The sequence below is a fragment of the Methylobacterium sp. V23 genome, from assembly GCF_002917135.1.
In the GTDB taxonomy this organism is placed as follows: domain Bacteria; phylum Pseudomonadota; class Alphaproteobacteria; order Rhizobiales; family Beijerinckiaceae; genus Methylobacterium.
In genome coordinates, this window is the sequence record NZ_PDHT01000021.1 from 30,695 (window position 1) to 46,391 (window position 15,697).

The following is a 15,697-nucleotide window of genomic DNA, read 5'->3' on the forward strand; positions in this document are numbered from 1 at the left end:
CAACAGCGCAGCCATGCGCACGGGCCGGTGGCGGCTCGCTCGAATGGCCGCGGGCCTTGGCGCCGTGATCGTCACCCTGTTCGGACTCATCGTCCTCGCCGCACTGCTGACAGCGCAGCGGGGCAACCCGGACCTTTATCCGCCAGCGGACGCGGACAGCATCGAGATCGCGCTGGTGTCGCACGGCTGGCATTCCGGCCTCGTGCTACCGCGGGCCGCCCTGACGGGAGGGGGGAGCGGGCCGGCCCTCGCCAGCATCGCCACGCGGTTCCGCGCCTATCCGCAGATCGAGTTCGGTTGGGGCGAGGCTCGCTTCTACCGGGCGACGCCCACTCTGGCCCAGTTCGACCTCGGACTCGCCCTCGCGGCCCTGTTCACGCCGGGCGGACGGGAGGGGGTGGTCCAGGTGGTCGGACTCGAGCGGCCGGTGCGTGACAGCTTTCCCTATTCGGACCTCGTGCGGCTGCGGGTCTCGAAGCCCGGCCTGTCGCGCCTTCTCGCCCGTCTGGAAGGGAGTTTCCGCGTCATCGACGGACAGCCGGTGGCAGGTGGTCCGGGGCTCTACGGGCCGAGCCTGTTCTACGACGGGACGGGGCGCTTCTCCTACGCCAATGTCTGCAACCACTGGGCGGCACGCCTGTTGCACGCCGCGGGCCTCCCCATCACCCCCGTCCTCGATACCCACCCGTTGGGGCTTCTTCTCGATCTACGCTGGCGGTCCGGACTTACCCCCCAGCCCATCGCTGCGAACCTGTCCAAAACGTAATCTTCACGCCACGCCCGGGTCAGGCTGCGCTCTCTACAAACCGGATCATGGCCCGCCGATGGCGGCCACCCGATCCGGAGACCCCTATGACCGCTCAGCCCAACCGTCTGCGCCGTAACGCTCTCGCCTCCGTCGCCGTGGCTGCCCTCGTGGCGACCGGCGCGGCTGGCGTTGGGCTGACCCAGCCGGCCTCCCCGGCCTACGCCCAGTCCCTTTCCAAGAACCTGATCGAGACCCCCGACCATCCGCCGGGCTCCTTCGCCAGCGTCGTCGACAAGGTGAAGCCTGGCGTCGTCGCCGTGAAGGTGAAGCTCGACGACAGTGCAGATGCCGACGACGAGGACGGCCCTGGCCAGGGCCAGGGACAGCAGGTCCCACCGCAGCTGCGTGAGTTCTTCAAGCGCTTCGGCCAGGGCGGACCGGGTCAGGGGGGTCCGGGCCAGGGCTTCGGCATGCCCAAGCGTCAGGGACAACGCGGCGCCATGGGTTCGGGCTTCATCATCTCGGCGGATGGCTACGTTGTCACCAACAACCATGTGGTCGACAAGGCCAAGTCGGTGCAGGTGACCCTGGACGACAACCGCACCCTTGATGCGAAGGTGATCGGCAAGGATCCTAAGACCGACCTTGCCCTCCTCAAGATCACTGAGGGCGGCACCTTCCCCTACGTCTCCCTCAGCAAGTCGGCGCCCCGCGTCGGTGACTGGGTGGTGGCCATCGGCAATCCGTTCGGCCTCGGCGGCACGGTGACGGCGGGCATCGTCTCGGCCCGCGGCCGCGATATTGGTGCCGGCCCCTACGATGACTTCCTGCAGATCGATGCGCCGATCAACAAGGGTAATTCCGGCGGCCCGACCTTCAACGTCGGCGGTGAGGTGGTCGGCGTGAACACCGCCATAGCATCGCCCTCCGGTGGCAGCGTCGGCTTGGCCTTCGCCATCCCGGCCGAGACCGTCCAGGCGGTGGTCGACCAGCTCCGAGCCGACGGCAAGGTGGCACGCGGCTACCTCGGCGTGCAGGTCCAACCGGTGACGAAGGATATCGCTGATGGACTCGGCCTCGACAAGGCCAAGGGCGCCCTGGTGGATCATGCCGAGGCGGGGACCCCGGCCGCGAAAGCCGGCCTGAAGTCCGGCGATGTGATCGAATCGGTCAACGGGACTCCGATCAACGATGCCAAGGAGCTGTCCCGGAAGATCGCCGGCATTAAGCCGGGGGCCAAGATCGAGCTGACCTACCTGCGCGGCGGCAAGTCCGACACCGCGACGGTGGAACTCGGCGTCCTGCCCAACGACACCAAGGTGGCAGGCAACGATCGCGGCTCCTCGACCAACGGCCAGCCTCGCCTGGGCTTGAGCTTGGCTCCCGCATCCGAGGTCGGTGCCGGCTCCGAGGGCGTCGCCGTGATGGAGGTCGATCCCGATGGTCCGGCCGCGGCAAAGGGCATCGAGCAGGGCGACATCATCTTGGATGTGGCAGGTTCCAGCGTCTCGCAGCCTTCGGAGGTGGCCGAGCGCGTCCGCTCCGCCGAGACGAGCGGTCGCAAGGCGGTGCTGATGCGGGTCAAGAACGCCAAGGGTATCACGCGCTTCGTCGCGGTGGCCCTGAACAAGGCGGGCTGATCCGGAACGGGCGGCTCGCCGCTCGGAGCACTCCAGCAAGGCGCCGAAGCGCCGGCCCTCCACAAGGGCCGGCGCTCTCGTGTTTCCGACGTACGCCCCCCAATTCCGCGGGCTGCGTCTATTTCCAGGCCAGGCAGAAGAGACGGACGCACATGGCCGCGTCGCCTGGCATGCCACGCAACCCTGGGGCCGCGAGCCCCGCGCGCGCGCGGGGTGACGCAGGCGGCGCAAGGCGTCATGGTGCGCGCGCTTCTTGAACGCCCGCGCGGCCATACCCGGACTTGAGCCTATCATGACGACGATCGCCGACCGCAGCACGGCTGACCTCGCGGACCTGCACGTGCAGGCTCGCAGCGCCTATGACGCCTTCAAGGCCCGCGGCCTCAAGCTCGACATGACGCGCGGCAAGCCGGCCCCCGAGCAGCTCGATCTCTCCAATGGCATGCTCGCGTTGCCGGGCAACGGCGACTACACGACCGCGGCGAAAGAGGATGCGCGCAATTACGGTGGTCAGCAGGGCCTGCCCGAGCTGAGGGCCTTGTTCTCTCACCTAATCGCTGCGCCGGCCGATCAGATCGTGGTCGGCGGCAATTCCAGCTTGGCCCTGATGCACGACACCATCGTGTGGGCTCTCCTGAAGGGCGTGCCCGGCTCCGAGCGGCCATGGTCGCAGGGCGAGACCCCGATCTTCCTTTGCCCGGTGCCGGGCTACGACCGCCACTTTGCTCTCTGCGAGGAGTTCGGGATCCGCATGATCCCGGTGCCGATGACGGGGCAGGGGCCCGACATGGATGTGGTCGAGACGCTGGTCGCCGACCCGGCCGTGAAAGGGATGTGGTGCGTACCGAAATACGCCAACCCGTCCGGCGAGATCTTCTCCGACGAGACCGTTCGGCGCCTCGCCACGATGAAGACCGGCGCTCCCGATTTTCGCCTGTTCTGGGACAACGCCTACGCGGTGCACCACCTCAACACCGATCGCCACCCGGTGCGCGATATTCTCGCCGCCTGCGCCGAGGCTGGCCATCCGGACCGGCCCTTCCTCTATGCCTCGACCTCGAAGATCACCCTGGCGGGTGCCGGTCTCGCAGTCTTTGCTGGCTCGCCCGAGAACACGGGCTGGTTCCTGGCTCGCGTCGCCAAGCAGACCATCGGTCCCGACAAGCTGAACCAGCTCCGTCACGTGAGATTCCTGCGCGACGCCGCCGGGCTCCAGGCGCATATGGACGCCCACCGCGCCCTCATCGCGCCAAAATTCGCGGCCGTGCAGGAGGCTTTGGACCGGCATTTGGCCGGCACCGGGGCCGCTCGTTGGACGCGGCCCGAGGGCGGCTACTTCATCACCGTCGAAGCCCGCGAAGGCACCGCGACCGAGGTGGTTCGGCTTGCCAAGGAGGCCGGCATTGCCCTGACCCCAGCCGGAGCGACGTCGCCCTATGGCCGCGACCCGAAGGACAGCGTCCTTCGCCTTGCGCCAACCTTTCCCAGCCTCGGCGACGTGACGATGGCGGCGGAGGGCATCGCCCTCTGCATCCTTCTTGCATCGCTGGAGGCCGAGCACAGGGCCCGCGCGCGCTCAGCGGCCTGAATCCTCTGTCGCAATCCGGAAACGTGCGCGCCGGATGATGCGGCGCATATCCGGGAGGCAACGCGATGGCAGCCCTGAGGACGGCGACTTCGAGAATGCTGCAGCGCGCCGGCGCATATCTTTGGTCCGGCCTGACTCTCTGTATGCTCATGACCGAGGTAACTCCGGCCCAGGCGCGCACCGCCTGGGCATCCGGCACCTTCGTCTATGCCGATCTCTGTACCCTGCCGGAGACCGGAGCGCGTAGCGGCCAGCGCATCACCCTGCGACGCTCACCGAATGGGGACGGGCTGACCTACGAGGGGGCCGAGCAGCGCGGCCCCCGCACCGCCGCCGACATCACCCTCGACAACGCCACTCATACGATCCACTTCGCGGTGGAGACCGAGGCCGGGCCGCTTCACTTCGAGGGCGTCGCTGGCGCAGATGCCCTCACCGGCACCTTCAAGGACGAGGCCGGCGCACATCCGGTGTCCTTGCCGCGGGTCTTGCGCTCGCATGCTCATGAGGCCTGCCACGGCGACACCACGGGTTCGCTGACTCCGCGGCGGTAAGCGGTGGGCGTCGTCCGTCCCCCGCGCTAGATCGGACCGATGATGCTTTTCCCTCGGCTCGCCGCATTCCTGCTTTTCCCGACGCTGTACGCTGCGCCTCCTGCAGCAGCGGCGGATGGCTGCGACGCCCTCTCCGCACGGATGATCCGCGCCACCGGGGCATCCCTGGCCGGTCGCGACGGGACACGCGCCGTCTTCCGCTCGTCCGATGCGGAGCGGATGAGCCTCGATTGCCGGGCGCGCCGGATGGTCTTCTCTGCCTTGGAGCGGGAGCCGGCTCGGCGGTACTACGCGCTGATCGGCCTCGCCGCCGGTGCGCTCACCGGTGCGAAGCCCGAGACTATCGAGACCCTCGCCCTTCGCCTGCACCAGAGCGCCCTGGGCACGGGACGCCCGCAGGAGGGCATTGCCGGACGCGCAGCGCTCCGTTGCGAGACGGCACCCGATACCGACCCGTTCGCATCTCCACGGACCCGCTGCGTGCTGATCCCCAGCATCCGGGCCGCGCTTCGCCGACGTGCCGGTCTTCCCGTGGGGGCGCGGGCGGGCTAGACCGGCGGCATGCCTGAGATCGCTTCGTCCGAGTCCGTGTCCTCCACTGCTCCCATCGTGACGGCCGGTTCGGTCGCCTTCGCGAACCACCTGCCCTTCGCGCTGATCGCCGGCCCGTGCCAGCTTGAGAGTCGCGACCATGCCATTGAGATCGCCGATGCCCTGAATGCGATGACCGACCGCCTCGGGATCGGTCTCGTGTTCAAGGCCTCGTTCGACAAGGCCAACCGGACCTCCGGCACCACCCCGCGCGGCCTCGGCCTCGCCGAGGCCCTGCCGATCTTCGCTGAGATCAAGGAGCGCTTCGGCCTGCCTGTCCTGACCGACGTGCACGAGTCGGCGCAATGCGCGGCTGCGGCCGAGGTCATCGACGTGCTCCAGATCCCGGCCTTCCTCTGCCGGCAGACCGACCTCCTCCTCGCGGCCGCCGCCACTGGTCGGGTGGTGAATGTGAAGAAGGGTCAGTTCCTTGCACCCTGGGACATGGCTCACGTTGCTGCGAAGGTGACCGGGGCAGGTAACCCCAACGTGCTCGTGACCGAGCGCGGCGCCTCGTTCGGCTACAACACCCTCGTTTCCGACATGCGCAGCCTGCCGATCATGGCGCAGGTCACGCACGGCGCTCCGGTGGTGTTCGATGCAACCCACTCCGTACAGCAACCGGGCGGGCAGGGCGCCACCTCCGGCGGCCAGCGAGAATTCGTTGCCGTGCTTGCCCGCGCGGCCGTAGCGGTTGGCGTCGCCGGCCTGTTCATCGAGACGCATCCGGATCCGGACCAGGCCCCCTCCGATGGACCGAACATGGTGCCCCTGAGGGCGATGCCGGCCCTGCTCGCCGAGTTACAGGCCTTCGATCGCCTCGCCAAAGCGCGGACAGCTGGGCAGAAAGCCTGAGACCGGTCAAAGCATCGATTCAAACCGAGCAAGTTTGAGCAAGGGCTCTTTGGCGCTGGACGGCTGGAGCGATTCACCAAGTTTGATGAACCAAGCCGCGCTCCCCCCTCCGAGAATGTTGATGGGAACGATCAGAACATCCTGACGTTGGATTATCCAATTCGCTCTCGAACGCTATAGGATACCATGCGCAAGCTTGCTCTGATCTCCGCCTTGACCCTTTCCCTTGGCGGTCTTGCCGCTGCAACCTCCGCCGAGGCTGGCCCGCGTGGCTATGGTTACGGTCATGGGGGCTACGGCCATGGCCATGCCTACGGCCATCGCGGATACGGCCGCGGCTACGCGTATGGAGGCCGTCGTCGTGGGATCGGGACCGGCGCTGCCGTCGGCCTCGGCATTGCGGGTCTTGCTGCTGGCGCGATCGCTGCTGGGGCCGCCCGTGACGCCTATTCTCGTGACGGTTATGGCCGTCCCGCCTATGGCTACGGCGCCCCCGCTTACGGTTATGGCTACTGAACTGTTTCTCATCTAGCGCATAAGACACTGTGCGAAGGCGATCCGGGGCATCCAACGAAAGTTGGCTGCCCCGTTTGCGTTTGGACCCCACGCCTGCCCCTCGAACCGCTCTGCGTTACCCGCTCGCGGCCGTATCGATTCTTGCACCTCGTCCCACAAGCTTCGAAGAGGGGTTCACATCGATCCCCACACCTGCGGGGAATACGGAATGGCCAACCTGACAGACCTCAGTGCAGGACAACGCGACGAAGTCACGTACCTGTCCGGCCTGGATGAGGATGGCCGGATCGCTCAGGATTCTTGGTTCACTTGGAACTACGGGGATTTCAGCAAGACACAAACTTTGATGAACAAGTTCTATAACGACGGCGAGGGCGTTCCTCGCGCATCCACAAGCGAAGCTGGTACACCTGGCGGAACAGTCACCTACTCTTTCAGTGCGGGCCTGTCGGCCGAGGGCCAAGCTGCTTATACTTCTGCTCTGACGCTGTGGTCCGATATCGCAGACATCACATTTAAGTACATTCCAACGCCCGAGTCAGCAAATGCTGTGCTGGGCAATCAGACCGAGGGGGCCGGCGTTACCTTCTTCCCGAACAACGGCCGCCAGCCGATCGGGGGTGCAGACATCCCTTCGCAGACCTCGCCCAATGCCGCGGGGGGTCAAGCCCAAATCAACATTTCCGGGCTTGCGGACTTACCACCCGGAGACAACTTTCACCTCGAGAACTCTAACGTCATGGGAACGGCAGCCCATGAGACGGGCCATCTTATAGGCCTTGGACACTCCGGACCGTACAACGGCGATACGGTGGAGGGGGTGCGAGGTCCGTATGATCAGAACCTCTGGACCTTGATGTCCTATTACTGAAACAGCGACCCGGCCTCGCCCTTCACCTCGGAGGGCCCCGTCGTGGCGGACTGGCAGGGAGGATGGGCTCAGACACCCATGCCCATCGACATCCTGGCCATCCAGCGCTTCTACGGCGAATCGAAGACCACCACCTTCGCTGGCGGGCAGACCTACGGCTTCAATACGAACATCACGGGCGCATCGCGGGATTACTTCGATTTCACCCAAAATAGCACGCCCTTCGTTACCCTCTACAATCGCGGAGTCGGCAACACGCTCGATGTCTCCGGCTTCAGCACGGGCGCCCGAATCAACCTGAACCCCGGCACCTTCAGTACCGCCAGCGCTAACAACGCCGTCACGAACAACATCGGCATCTCTTTCGGCACGCAGATCGACAGGGCCATTACTGGCGTCGGCAACGATGTGATCATCGGCAACGGCAACAGCAACGTGGTCGACGGCGGCGGCTATAACACCTTCATCGTCACGGGCTCGAGCACGAACTTCACGATCGACAAAACGAGCACGGTCACCACCGTAACCGACAAGGCCACGGGCGCCGCCGATACGCTGACAAACATCGATAGGATCCAGTTCGCCGCGCCCGTCTGCTTCACGACGGGAACACGCATTGCGGTGGTTCGAGATGGCATCGTCGGCGACGTCGCTATCCAGAATCTGCGCGCGGGGGATGTGGCCGTGACCGCGACGGGCGGACACCGCACGATCCGCTGGATCGGCCGGCGCGAGGTCCGGCCCGACGCCTATCCCGTGCCTGCGACGCAGTGGCCTGTGCGTATCCTGGCGGGGGCCTTCGGCACGGATGCCCGCAGCCAGGCCGTCCCGGCACGGAACCTCCGCCTGTCGCCCGGACACCCGGTACTGGTTGGCGCCAATGCGCAGAACGCGGACGGGGTACTGGTGCCCATCATGAACCTCATCGACGGCATCGCCATCTGTCGAGAAGCCGTGGACCAGGTGACTTACTGGCACGTGGAACTCGACCAGCATGACATCCTCCTGGCGGAAGGACTGCCGGCCGAGTCCTACTTCGAAAGCGGCGCGCGCGCCTGGTTCGGCGGCAACTCCTTGCAGGGCTGGGGGAGGGACATCGATGGGATCGCCAGTCCACGGCCCGGCCGCTGCCGCCCGGTGGCGTTCGACGGTCCGATTGTCGAGGCCGCGCGCGGCCGGATCGAGAGCAGCTTACGCCTGCGTCTGGCTACACAGGCAGCTTGGCCCAGCATCGAGACGCAAATGATGGCGGCGGCCTGAGCCGAGGCCGCCCTCAAGGGGAGCGGATCTCAGCGAGCCCGGTAGGGTGGCACGCCGGGATCCGGAAGCCACACGGATTTCGGCGGCTCGCCCGTCTGCCAGAACACGTCGATGGGAATGCCTCCGCGTGGGTACCAGAAGCCGCCGATGCGCAGGTAACGGGGCCCCAGCAGTTCGGTGAGGCGCAGGCCGATACCCACCGTGCAATCTTCATGGAAAGCTCCATGATTGCGGAAGGCCGTGAGATAGAGCTTGAGCGACTTCGATTCGACGAGCCACTGATCCGGCACGTAGTCGATCACCAGGATTGCGAAATCCGGCTGGCCGGTGACTGGGCAGAGTGAGGTGAATTCCGGCACGGTGAAGCGGGCAAGATAGTCGGTGCCCGGATGGGGGTTCGGCACCCGGTCGAGGCGGGCCTCGTCCGGGCTGCCCGGCAGGGGGGTCATCTGGCCAAGTTGCAGGCTCTCGGCGCCTGAAGGCGATAGCGTCATGGGCAAAATCTTCCGAAGACGGGGAGCGAACCGCGTCGCAGGCATCAGGCTTTATGACGAAATCCAACCATTTCGCCAGCCATGTGCCCCCGGCGAGTGGCAGGCGCGGGGTCCGCGTGCCATATGGGGGGTATGAGCGACGATAACACGGCTACCTACCCCTACACCCTGGAGATCCAGCCGCCCAAGGCGCCGGGCAGTCCATACCAGTGGGCGATTCGCCGGAAGGGAAAGCTGATTCAGCGTTCCGACCGCAATCATCCCACTGAGGCCAAGGCGCGCGAGAACGGGATGGCCCAGATTGAACTGCTGCTGTCGGGCGCTGGAGACCGCTGACGCGATCCGGCCTGGACTAGGTTCAGAGAATCTGTCGGCCTGAAGGCGACCGGTTACTGAGGGCGCTTGCCGGACGCGAGGCGTTGGCGGATAAGCCTCGGCGGGATCACCCCATCCCCAAGGTGGCTTCATGGCTGCCTCCAGGAGGGACCCGGCCTCACACGATTGAGGCCTCGACAAGCCGAAACGTCCGGAAGGCGCCTGCATGACCGCGATCACCAACATCGCCGCCCGTGAGATCCTCGACAGCCGAGGCAACCCGACCATCGAAGTCGACGTGCTGCTCGAAGACGGCTCCTTCGGCCGCGCAGCCGTGCCCTCTGGCGCGTCCACCGGTGCGCACGAGGCGATGGAACTTCGCGACGGCGACAAGGGTCGCTACGGCGGCAAGGGCGTGCGCAAGGCAGTCAATGCCGTGCAATCCGACATCCTCGACGCGATCGGCGGCATGGATGCAGAGGACCAGATCGCCATCGACGAGGCGATGATCGAGCTCGACGGTACCCAGAACAAGAGTCGCCTCGGCGCCAACGCGATTCTTGGCGTCTCGCTCGCGGTCGCCAAGGCCGCTGCCGAGACTGCCGGCCTGCCGCTCTATCGCTACATCGGCGGAACGCAGGGCCGGGTACTCCCCGTGCCGATGATGAACATCATCAACGGCGGGGCGCATGCCGACAACCCGATCGATTTCCAGGAATTCATGATCATGCCGGTGGGCGCGTCCTCGCTCGCCGAGGCCGTGCGCATGGGCGCCGAGGTGTTCCACACCCTGAAGGGCGCCCTGAAGAAGGCCGGCCACAACACCAACGTCGGCGACGAGGGCGGCTTTGCCCCGAACCTGCCCTCAGCCGAGGCCGCTCTCGACTTCGTGATGCAATCGATCCAGGCCGCTGGCTTCAAGCCCGGCACCGACATGGTCCTGGCCCTGGACTGCGCCGCCACGGAGTTCTTCAAGGACGGCGCCTACCATTATGAGGGTGAGGGTCAGACCCGCGATATCGAGGCGCAGGTCGCCTACCTCGCTGGCCTCGTCGATGCCTACCCGATCCTGTCGATCGAGGACGGCATGTCCGAGGACGACTGGGAGGGCTGGAAGCTGCTCACCGACCGGGTCGGCGATCGCTGCCAGTTGGTGGGTGACGACCTGTTCGTGACCAACGTGACGCGCCTGTCGCGGGGCATCGCCCAGCAGACCGGCAATTCGATCCTCGTAAAGGTCAACCAGATCGGGTCGCTGACTGAGACGCTGGCGGCCGTCGATATGGCCCAGCGCGCCGGCTACACCGCCGTGATGTCGCACCGTTCCGGCGAGACCGAGGATTCGACTATCGCCGACCTCGCGGTCGCGACAAACTGCGGACAGATCAAGACCGGCTCGCTCGCCCGCTCGGATCGGTTGGCCAAGTACAACCAGCTGATCCGCATCGAGGAGGGCCTCGGCTCACAGGCGCTCTATGCTGGCCGCAACGCCCTGAAGGCGCTCGCACGCCGCTGAAGCCTGGCAAGCGCGCCTTTAAGCGCCTCTGAGTGACTCCGACACGGCCGCGAAGCGATTCGCGGCCGTGTTTCGTTACGGGTGCGCCCTATGTCTTGTCTATGTCGACTTTCCAGACCGCGCGCGCCGCGCTGACCGTCTATTACGACGGCGCCTGTCCTCTCTGTGCCGCGGAGATCCGGCTGTACCGGCGCTCCGAGGGGGCCGAGCGCATCGCTTGGGTCGATGTGGGGCCCGAAGGCCCTGCGGAGCTCGGACCGGGCCTCACGCGGGGTGCGGCCCGGGCGCGCTTCCACGTCCGGCGCCCCGATGGCACGCTGGTCTCAGGGGTCGCCGGATTCGCTGCGCTCTGGGCCGTCCTGCCGCGCTGGCGCCTCCTCGCGCGGCTCGCTCGCCTGCCGGGCGTGCTCGGCCTCGGCGAAGTCGCCTACCGCCTCTTTCTGCCATTGCGGCCCTGGATCGCCCGGCGCGTTCGGAGCGGTGGACCACGCTGCGACAAGGCTTGCGGATAGGGCACGCGCGGGCGCAGGAGCAGGGACGGAGCTCACTCCTTCGAGGCGGCGCATGCTCAATCCCATCCAGGCTTTCTGGCTTCGGCCGCGCCTCCTCGTCAGCGTCGGGCTCACCCTGGTGCTCGCCCTCATCCTGCCCTTCGCCGACCTGTCGGTCCGGCTTCTCATCGGTTGGTGCCTCGGGGTTCTCGTCTATTGCGGGCTCATCGTCGGCAAGGCCGTGCGTCAGTCGCAGGCTTCCCTTCGAGCCGAGGCCTCGCGCCTCGATGACAGTGCCTTCACCGTCACGCTCTTCGCGATCCTGGCGGCGGCGGCAAGCTTCGGCGCCGTAGCCATGCTGGTTCTCGGAGGAAACGGCAGCGAAGCCTATCGCCTGACCCACCTTGCCCTCGCGGCCGCCACGATGATCTGTGCCTGGCTCTTCGTGCAGGTCGTGTTCACGGTGCATTACGCGCACCTCTACTACGGCGCCGATACCGACACCTCCCGCGGTGGACTCGACTTCAACGGCGACGAGAACCCGGATTTCTGGGACTTCTTCTACTTCTCCGCCACCATCGGGGCGACGTCCCAGACCTCGGACACCGACATCACCAGCAAGGCGATGCGCCGCATCGCGACGGTGCAGACAATCTACGCCTACTTCTTCAACACCAGCGTCCTGGCACTTGCGATCAACATGGCGGCGGGGGTCGCCCAGCATTGAGCGCGCCGGCGGCGACGAAACATCAGGGCGCGGCCTCCAGGGCTTCCCGGGCGTCCGCGTGATCGTCCACCGTAGCCTCCGGTGCCTCCTGCAGGTGCGGAGCCCGATCGCTGCGGCACAGGCTGATCAGGATTGGGAAATGGTCGGATTGAATATGGCTCAGGCGCTCGATCCGGCCGAGCAGGAAGTCGTCGCTGAAGAAGATATGATCCAGAGGCCAGCGCAGCAGCGGCCATTTCGCGTTGAAGGTCGGATAGAGACCGCGTCCGATACGCGGATCGAGGAGTCCGCTGATCCGCTGGAAGAGGTCGTTGGTCTTGGACCAGGCGACGTCGTTGAGATCGCCCGCCACCACCGCGGGGCGCCCCTCCGCCTTCACCTCGCGGGCCACCAGGACGAGCTCGGCATCGCGCGCGGCGCTGCTCTGGCCGGGGTGAGGCGGGCGCGGATGCACGCCGAAGAACGTGAAGGTCTCGCCGGTGCGCAGGGTCACGCCCGTGCGGACGGAGGGGACGTCGTCCTCCAGGAGGAAGCGCACCTGCGGCTCGGTCAGGGGGAGCTTCGAATAGAACATCAGCCCGTAGGTGTTGGCCTGAGGCTGGGCCAGCACATGGGGATAACGGGCCCTGAGGGGCTCGAGCGCCTGCGCCCAGGCCACATCTGTCTCGACCAGCAGCAGCAGGTCGGGATCCTGCGCGGCGATGAGATCGAGGATCGGCGCGTAGGCACGATTGGACTGGAGCACGTTGGCGATCATGATCGATACGCCGGACGTAGAGCGGCAGGCGCCGTTCTCCGCGGCCACGGCCTGCGGCGAGACCAGACGCGTGAACGGGTAGATGCAGAACAGCTGGTAGGCTAGGGCTGCCACGAGGCCCGCGGCGAGCGTCAGCCCCGCGGCATCGTGGGCGACGAGCAGCAGGCTCAGGATCACCGGCACGATCAGGGCCGCAATCTGCAGTCGCGGGAAATCGAAGGTGCGGATGAAGCCGGAATTGCTGGGAACGAACGGCAGCAGCGTCGCTGCCACCAGAAGCACGCCGAAGGCCTTCAGGCCGAGTGCCATCCATGTCCCCGCCACACTTCACCTCTCGCGCCGACGCCGGCACGTCGTGGCCAAGCGTTGCGGAACGTCCCAGGTTCGGAATGGTGCCAGCATGACCTGCCGGGAGGCTGGACATGGAGCCTGACGCAGAGGCGACCGCCGCAGCGCGCGCGCGGGTCGACGTGCTCCTCGCCCGCCTCGACTCCGCAGCCTTCACTGGCTTTTTCGATGGTGAAGCCCGCGACTTCGGCGGCCTGCCCCTGGGGCGGGAAGCCCTGGCGGCCCGGCTCGGCGAGGCGCTGGAACCACCGGCTTGGTGGGACCCGAAGCAGGCGGGTTTTGCCCTCGCGGGAGCGGACCTCACCGACGCGCACCTGGAGGACACGGATCTCACCGGCGCCAACCTTGCGGGAGCCAATCTCGCGGGAGCCCTCGGACGCTCCGCGCGCTTCGCCGGTGCCACGGTGGAGGAAGCGAACTTCGCCGGCGCCGATCTCAGCGGCGCCCGCTTCACGGGCATTGCCGGCGGCGAGGCCAACTTCGACGACGCCATGTTGGAGGATGCCCATTTCGGGGGGGCTGCGATGCGCTTCGCCAAGCTCCGCCGGGCACTTCTCGACGGCGCCAATTTCGATGGTGCAGACCTCTGGGGCGCCGACTTCACCGATGCGGATGCCGACTACACGCATTTCCGCGGCGCTCGCCTGGACGAGGTCAAGCTCGTGGGCGTCAATCTCACCTACGCGGATTTCGAGGGCGCCAGCCTGAAGAAGACCCAGCTGAGCGGGTCACGCCTGCGAGGCGCCAATCTCACCGGGGTGAAGCTCGATGGGGCTGATCTGTCCGGGGCTGACCTGTCCGAGACCAGCCTGGTGCGGCTCAATCTTTCCACCTGCGACTTGCGCCATGCGCGCTTCGCCGGAGCTTGGCTCAACGGCACCCGAATGCAGGTGGACCAACTCGGCGGCGCGGTGGGCGAGGAGATCGCCCGGGACTACGTCGCCGCGCAGGCGAGCTACCTCGCCCTGGAACAGAACTTCAAGAGCATCGGCAGCCAGGATGCGGCGAGCTGGGCCTATAAGCGCGGCCGCCGGATGGGCCGGTTCCACGCGGGGGCCCAGGCCCGGACGGCCTGGGAGAAACGCGTGGGCCCGGACCTTGCCCGCCACGGCTATCAATGGGTTGCGGATCGCTTCGTGGAGTGGCTCTGCGACTATGGCGAGAGCCTGTCGCGCATCGCCCGCGCCTTCGTCATTCTGATCTTCGTCTTCGCGGTTCTCTATGGCTTGACCGGCGGCCTGATCCCGGAAGGGGGCGACGGACGGGCGACCTACAACCCCCTCGATCTGGTGAGCTACAGCGCCCTCAACATGATGACCGCCAATCCTCCCGAGATCGGCGTGAAGCCGGTCGGCCGCGTCACCAATCTCTTGGTGGGCATCGAAGGCGCGGCTGGCATCATCCTGATGGGCCTGTTCGGCTTCGTTCTCGGCAATCGGCTGCGGCGCTGATCGACCAACCCCGATCGACCGTTCTCCCGCCATGACCTCGCTCGCCGCACGCCTCGCCGGACTCTACGAAGGAGATACCGACGGGGCGCATCGCTTCCGCTACGGCCTCCTCGTGTTCGACGTGGCCACCGTCGCCTACGTCGTGGTGACCTCATTCCTGCCGCGCTCCCCCTGGATCGAGGGAATCGACGTCGTCCTCGGCCTCGTTGTCCTCCTCGACTTCCTGGCGCGCCTCGCCATCAGCCGGAACCGGGCGCAGGAATTCCTGCACCTCTCCACCTGGGCCGACATCGCCGCGGTGGTGTCGTTCCTCGCGCCGGTCGTGGGGGAGGGGGTCGGCTTTCTGCGCATTCTCCGGACCCTCCGCCTCCTGCGCACCTATCAGCTCCTCGATCGCCTCCGCGCCGACAGCACGGTCTTTCGCGCCAACGAGGATGCGATCCTGGCCGCCACCAACCTCGCGGTCTTCGTCTTCGTGATGACCGGGATCGTCTACGCCACGCAGCACGGCAGCAATCCGGCGATCGGCAATGCCATCGATGCGCTTTATTTCACGGTGACGTCGCTCACGACCACCGGTTACGGCGACATCACCCTCCCGGGGCCGACCGGGCGCCTGATCTCGGTCGCCGTCATGATCTTCGGCGTGACGCTGTTTCTGCGTCTCGCACAGGTGCTCTTCCGCCCCCCCAAGGTGCGATTTCCCTGCCCGGCCTGCGGCCTGCAGCGCCACGACAGCGACGCGGTCCACTGCAAGGCCTGCGGCACGCGTCTCGCCATCCCGGACGAAGGTGCTGATTGAGCGCACATCGCACGCGGCGCGGCGAGTTCCAGTATGAACGGAAATGGTGCCGGCGCGTTTGCGAGCGTCGGAGCCGTGATCATGCTCCTCCGATCCCGTCGTACTGGAGCCGGTGCGGAACCCCTTCACCGCCGTGCCCACGTCGGCCCCTCCTCCCGCCCGCCCGGGCGTCA

The 15,697-nt window shown here is 66.7% G+C and carries 17 protein-coding genes; 15 read left to right on the forward strand and 2 right to left on the reverse strand.

The annotated features are described in order from the left end of the window. The first annotated feature begins 43 nt into the window (after positions 1-43). The 9 genes from CRT23_RS18785 to CRT23_RS29215 all read left to right on the forward strand — a co-directional run bounded on the left by CRT23_RS18785 (position 44) and on the right by CRT23_RS29215 (position 8,623). Positions 44-766: a DUF2459 domain-containing protein gene (locus tag CRT23_RS18785; protein WP_245436354.1), complete on the forward strand. Its 723-nt coding sequence runs from the start codon at positions 44-46 to the stop codon at positions 764-766. Between the two features lie 86 nt (positions 767-852). After that, positions 853-2,388, forward strand: coding sequence for a Do family serine endopeptidase (locus CRT23_RS18790; protein ID WP_103711037.1), 1,536 nt, complete (start codon positions 853-855; stop codon positions 2,386-2,388). Positions 2,389-2,680: 292 nt separating this feature from the next. Then, complete coding sequence (locus tag CRT23_RS18795; protein WP_103711039.1) at positions 2,681-3,976, forward strand: aminotransferase class I/II-fold pyridoxal phosphate-dependent enzyme; 1,296 nt, start codon at positions 2,681-2,683, stop codon at positions 3,974-3,976. A 149-nt stretch (positions 3,977-4,125) separates the two neighbouring features. After that, positions 4,126-4,530 carry a hypothetical protein gene (locus CRT23_RS18800; protein WP_245436356.1) on the forward strand — a complete coding sequence of 135 codons (405 nt, stop codon included), beginning with the start codon at positions 4,126-4,128 and terminating at the stop codon, positions 4,528-4,530. A gap of 39 nt (positions 4,531-4,569) precedes the next feature. Beyond that, entirely contained in the window at positions 4,570-5,082 is a 513-nt protein-coding gene (locus CRT23_RS18805) for a hypothetical protein (RefSeq protein WP_103711043.1), read from the forward strand. Positions 5,083-5,091: 9 nt separating this feature from the next. Next, a complete protein-coding gene (gene kdsA / locus CRT23_RS18810; RefSeq protein WP_103711045.1) occupies positions 5,092-5,976 on the forward strand; it encodes a 3-deoxy-8-phosphooctulonate synthase in 885 nt (294 codons plus the stop codon). A 186-nt stretch (positions 5,977-6,162) separates the two neighbouring features. Further along, the gene (locus CRT23_RS18815) at positions 6,163-6,492 is read left to right on the forward strand and encodes a hypothetical protein (protein WP_082512974.1); all 330 of its coding nucleotides are present in this window, start codon (positions 6,163-6,165) and stop codon (positions 6,490-6,492) included. A gap of 208 nt (positions 6,493-6,700) precedes the next feature. Next, positions 6,701-7,363 carry a hypothetical protein gene (locus CRT23_RS29210; protein ID WP_245436358.1) on the forward strand — a complete coding sequence of 221 codons (663 nt, stop codon included), beginning with the start codon at positions 6,701-6,703 and terminating at the stop codon, positions 7,361-7,363. Positions 7,364-7,441: 78 nt separating this feature from the next. Then, positions 7,442-8,623 (forward strand): Hint domain-containing protein, encoded by a 1,182-nt coding sequence (locus tag CRT23_RS29215; protein WP_245436359.1) that lies wholly within the window; start codon positions 7,442-7,444, stop codon positions 8,621-8,623. A 29-nt stretch (positions 8,624-8,652) separates the two neighbouring features. Here the strand turns inward: CRT23_RS29215 and queF are convergent, their stop codons facing one another. After that, the gene (gene queF / locus CRT23_RS18825) at positions 8,653-9,117 is read right to left on the reverse strand and encodes a preQ(1) synthase (RefSeq protein WP_103711046.1); all 465 of its coding nucleotides are present in this window, start codon (positions 9,115-9,117) and stop codon (positions 8,653-8,655) included. 132 nt (positions 9,118-9,249) lie between these two features. Here queF and CRT23_RS18830 point away from each other — a divergent pair, with 132 nt between their 5' ends. The 4 genes from CRT23_RS18830 (at position 9,250) to CRT23_RS18845 (ending at position 12,166) form a co-directional block, all read left to right on the forward strand. Beyond that, positions 9,250-9,453 (forward strand): hypothetical protein, encoded by a 204-nt coding sequence (locus tag CRT23_RS18830; protein ID WP_055951167.1) that lies wholly within the window; start codon positions 9,250-9,252, stop codon positions 9,451-9,453. A 205-nt stretch (positions 9,454-9,658) separates the two neighbouring features. Continuing rightward, positions 9,659-10,948, forward strand: a complete 1,290-nt coding sequence (gene eno, locus CRT23_RS18835; RefSeq protein ID WP_103711048.1) for a phosphopyruvate hydratase — start codon at positions 9,659-9,661, stop codon at positions 10,946-10,948. A gap of 101 nt (positions 10,949-11,049) precedes the next feature. Then, positions 11,050-11,460, forward strand: a complete 411-nt coding sequence (locus CRT23_RS18840) for a DUF393 domain-containing protein (RefSeq protein WP_103711050.1) — start codon at positions 11,050-11,052, stop codon at positions 11,458-11,460. 52 nt (positions 11,461-11,512) lie between these two features. Then, positions 11,513-12,166: a DUF1345 domain-containing protein gene (locus CRT23_RS18845; protein WP_103711052.1), complete on the forward strand. Its 654-nt coding sequence runs from the start codon at positions 11,513-11,515 to the stop codon at positions 12,164-12,166. Between the two features lie 22 nt (positions 12,167-12,188). Here CRT23_RS18845 and CRT23_RS18850 read toward each other — a convergent pair whose 3' ends face one another. After that, a complete protein-coding gene (locus tag CRT23_RS18850; protein ID WP_103711054.1) occupies positions 12,189-13,232 on the reverse strand; it encodes an endonuclease/exonuclease/phosphatase family protein in 1,044 nt (347 codons plus the stop codon). A gap of 113 nt (positions 13,233-13,345) precedes the next feature. Between CRT23_RS18850 and CRT23_RS18855 the strand changes: the two genes are divergently transcribed. After that, entirely contained in the window at positions 13,346-14,722 is a 1,377-nt protein-coding gene (locus tag CRT23_RS18855; protein ID WP_103711056.1) for a pentapeptide repeat-containing protein, read from the forward strand. 31 nt (positions 14,723-14,753) lie between these two features. Next, positions 14,754-15,524, forward strand: coding sequence for a potassium channel family protein (locus CRT23_RS18860; RefSeq protein ID WP_103711058.1), 771 nt, complete (start codon positions 14,754-14,756; stop codon positions 15,522-15,524). Positions 15,525-15,697 lie beyond the last annotated feature (173 nt).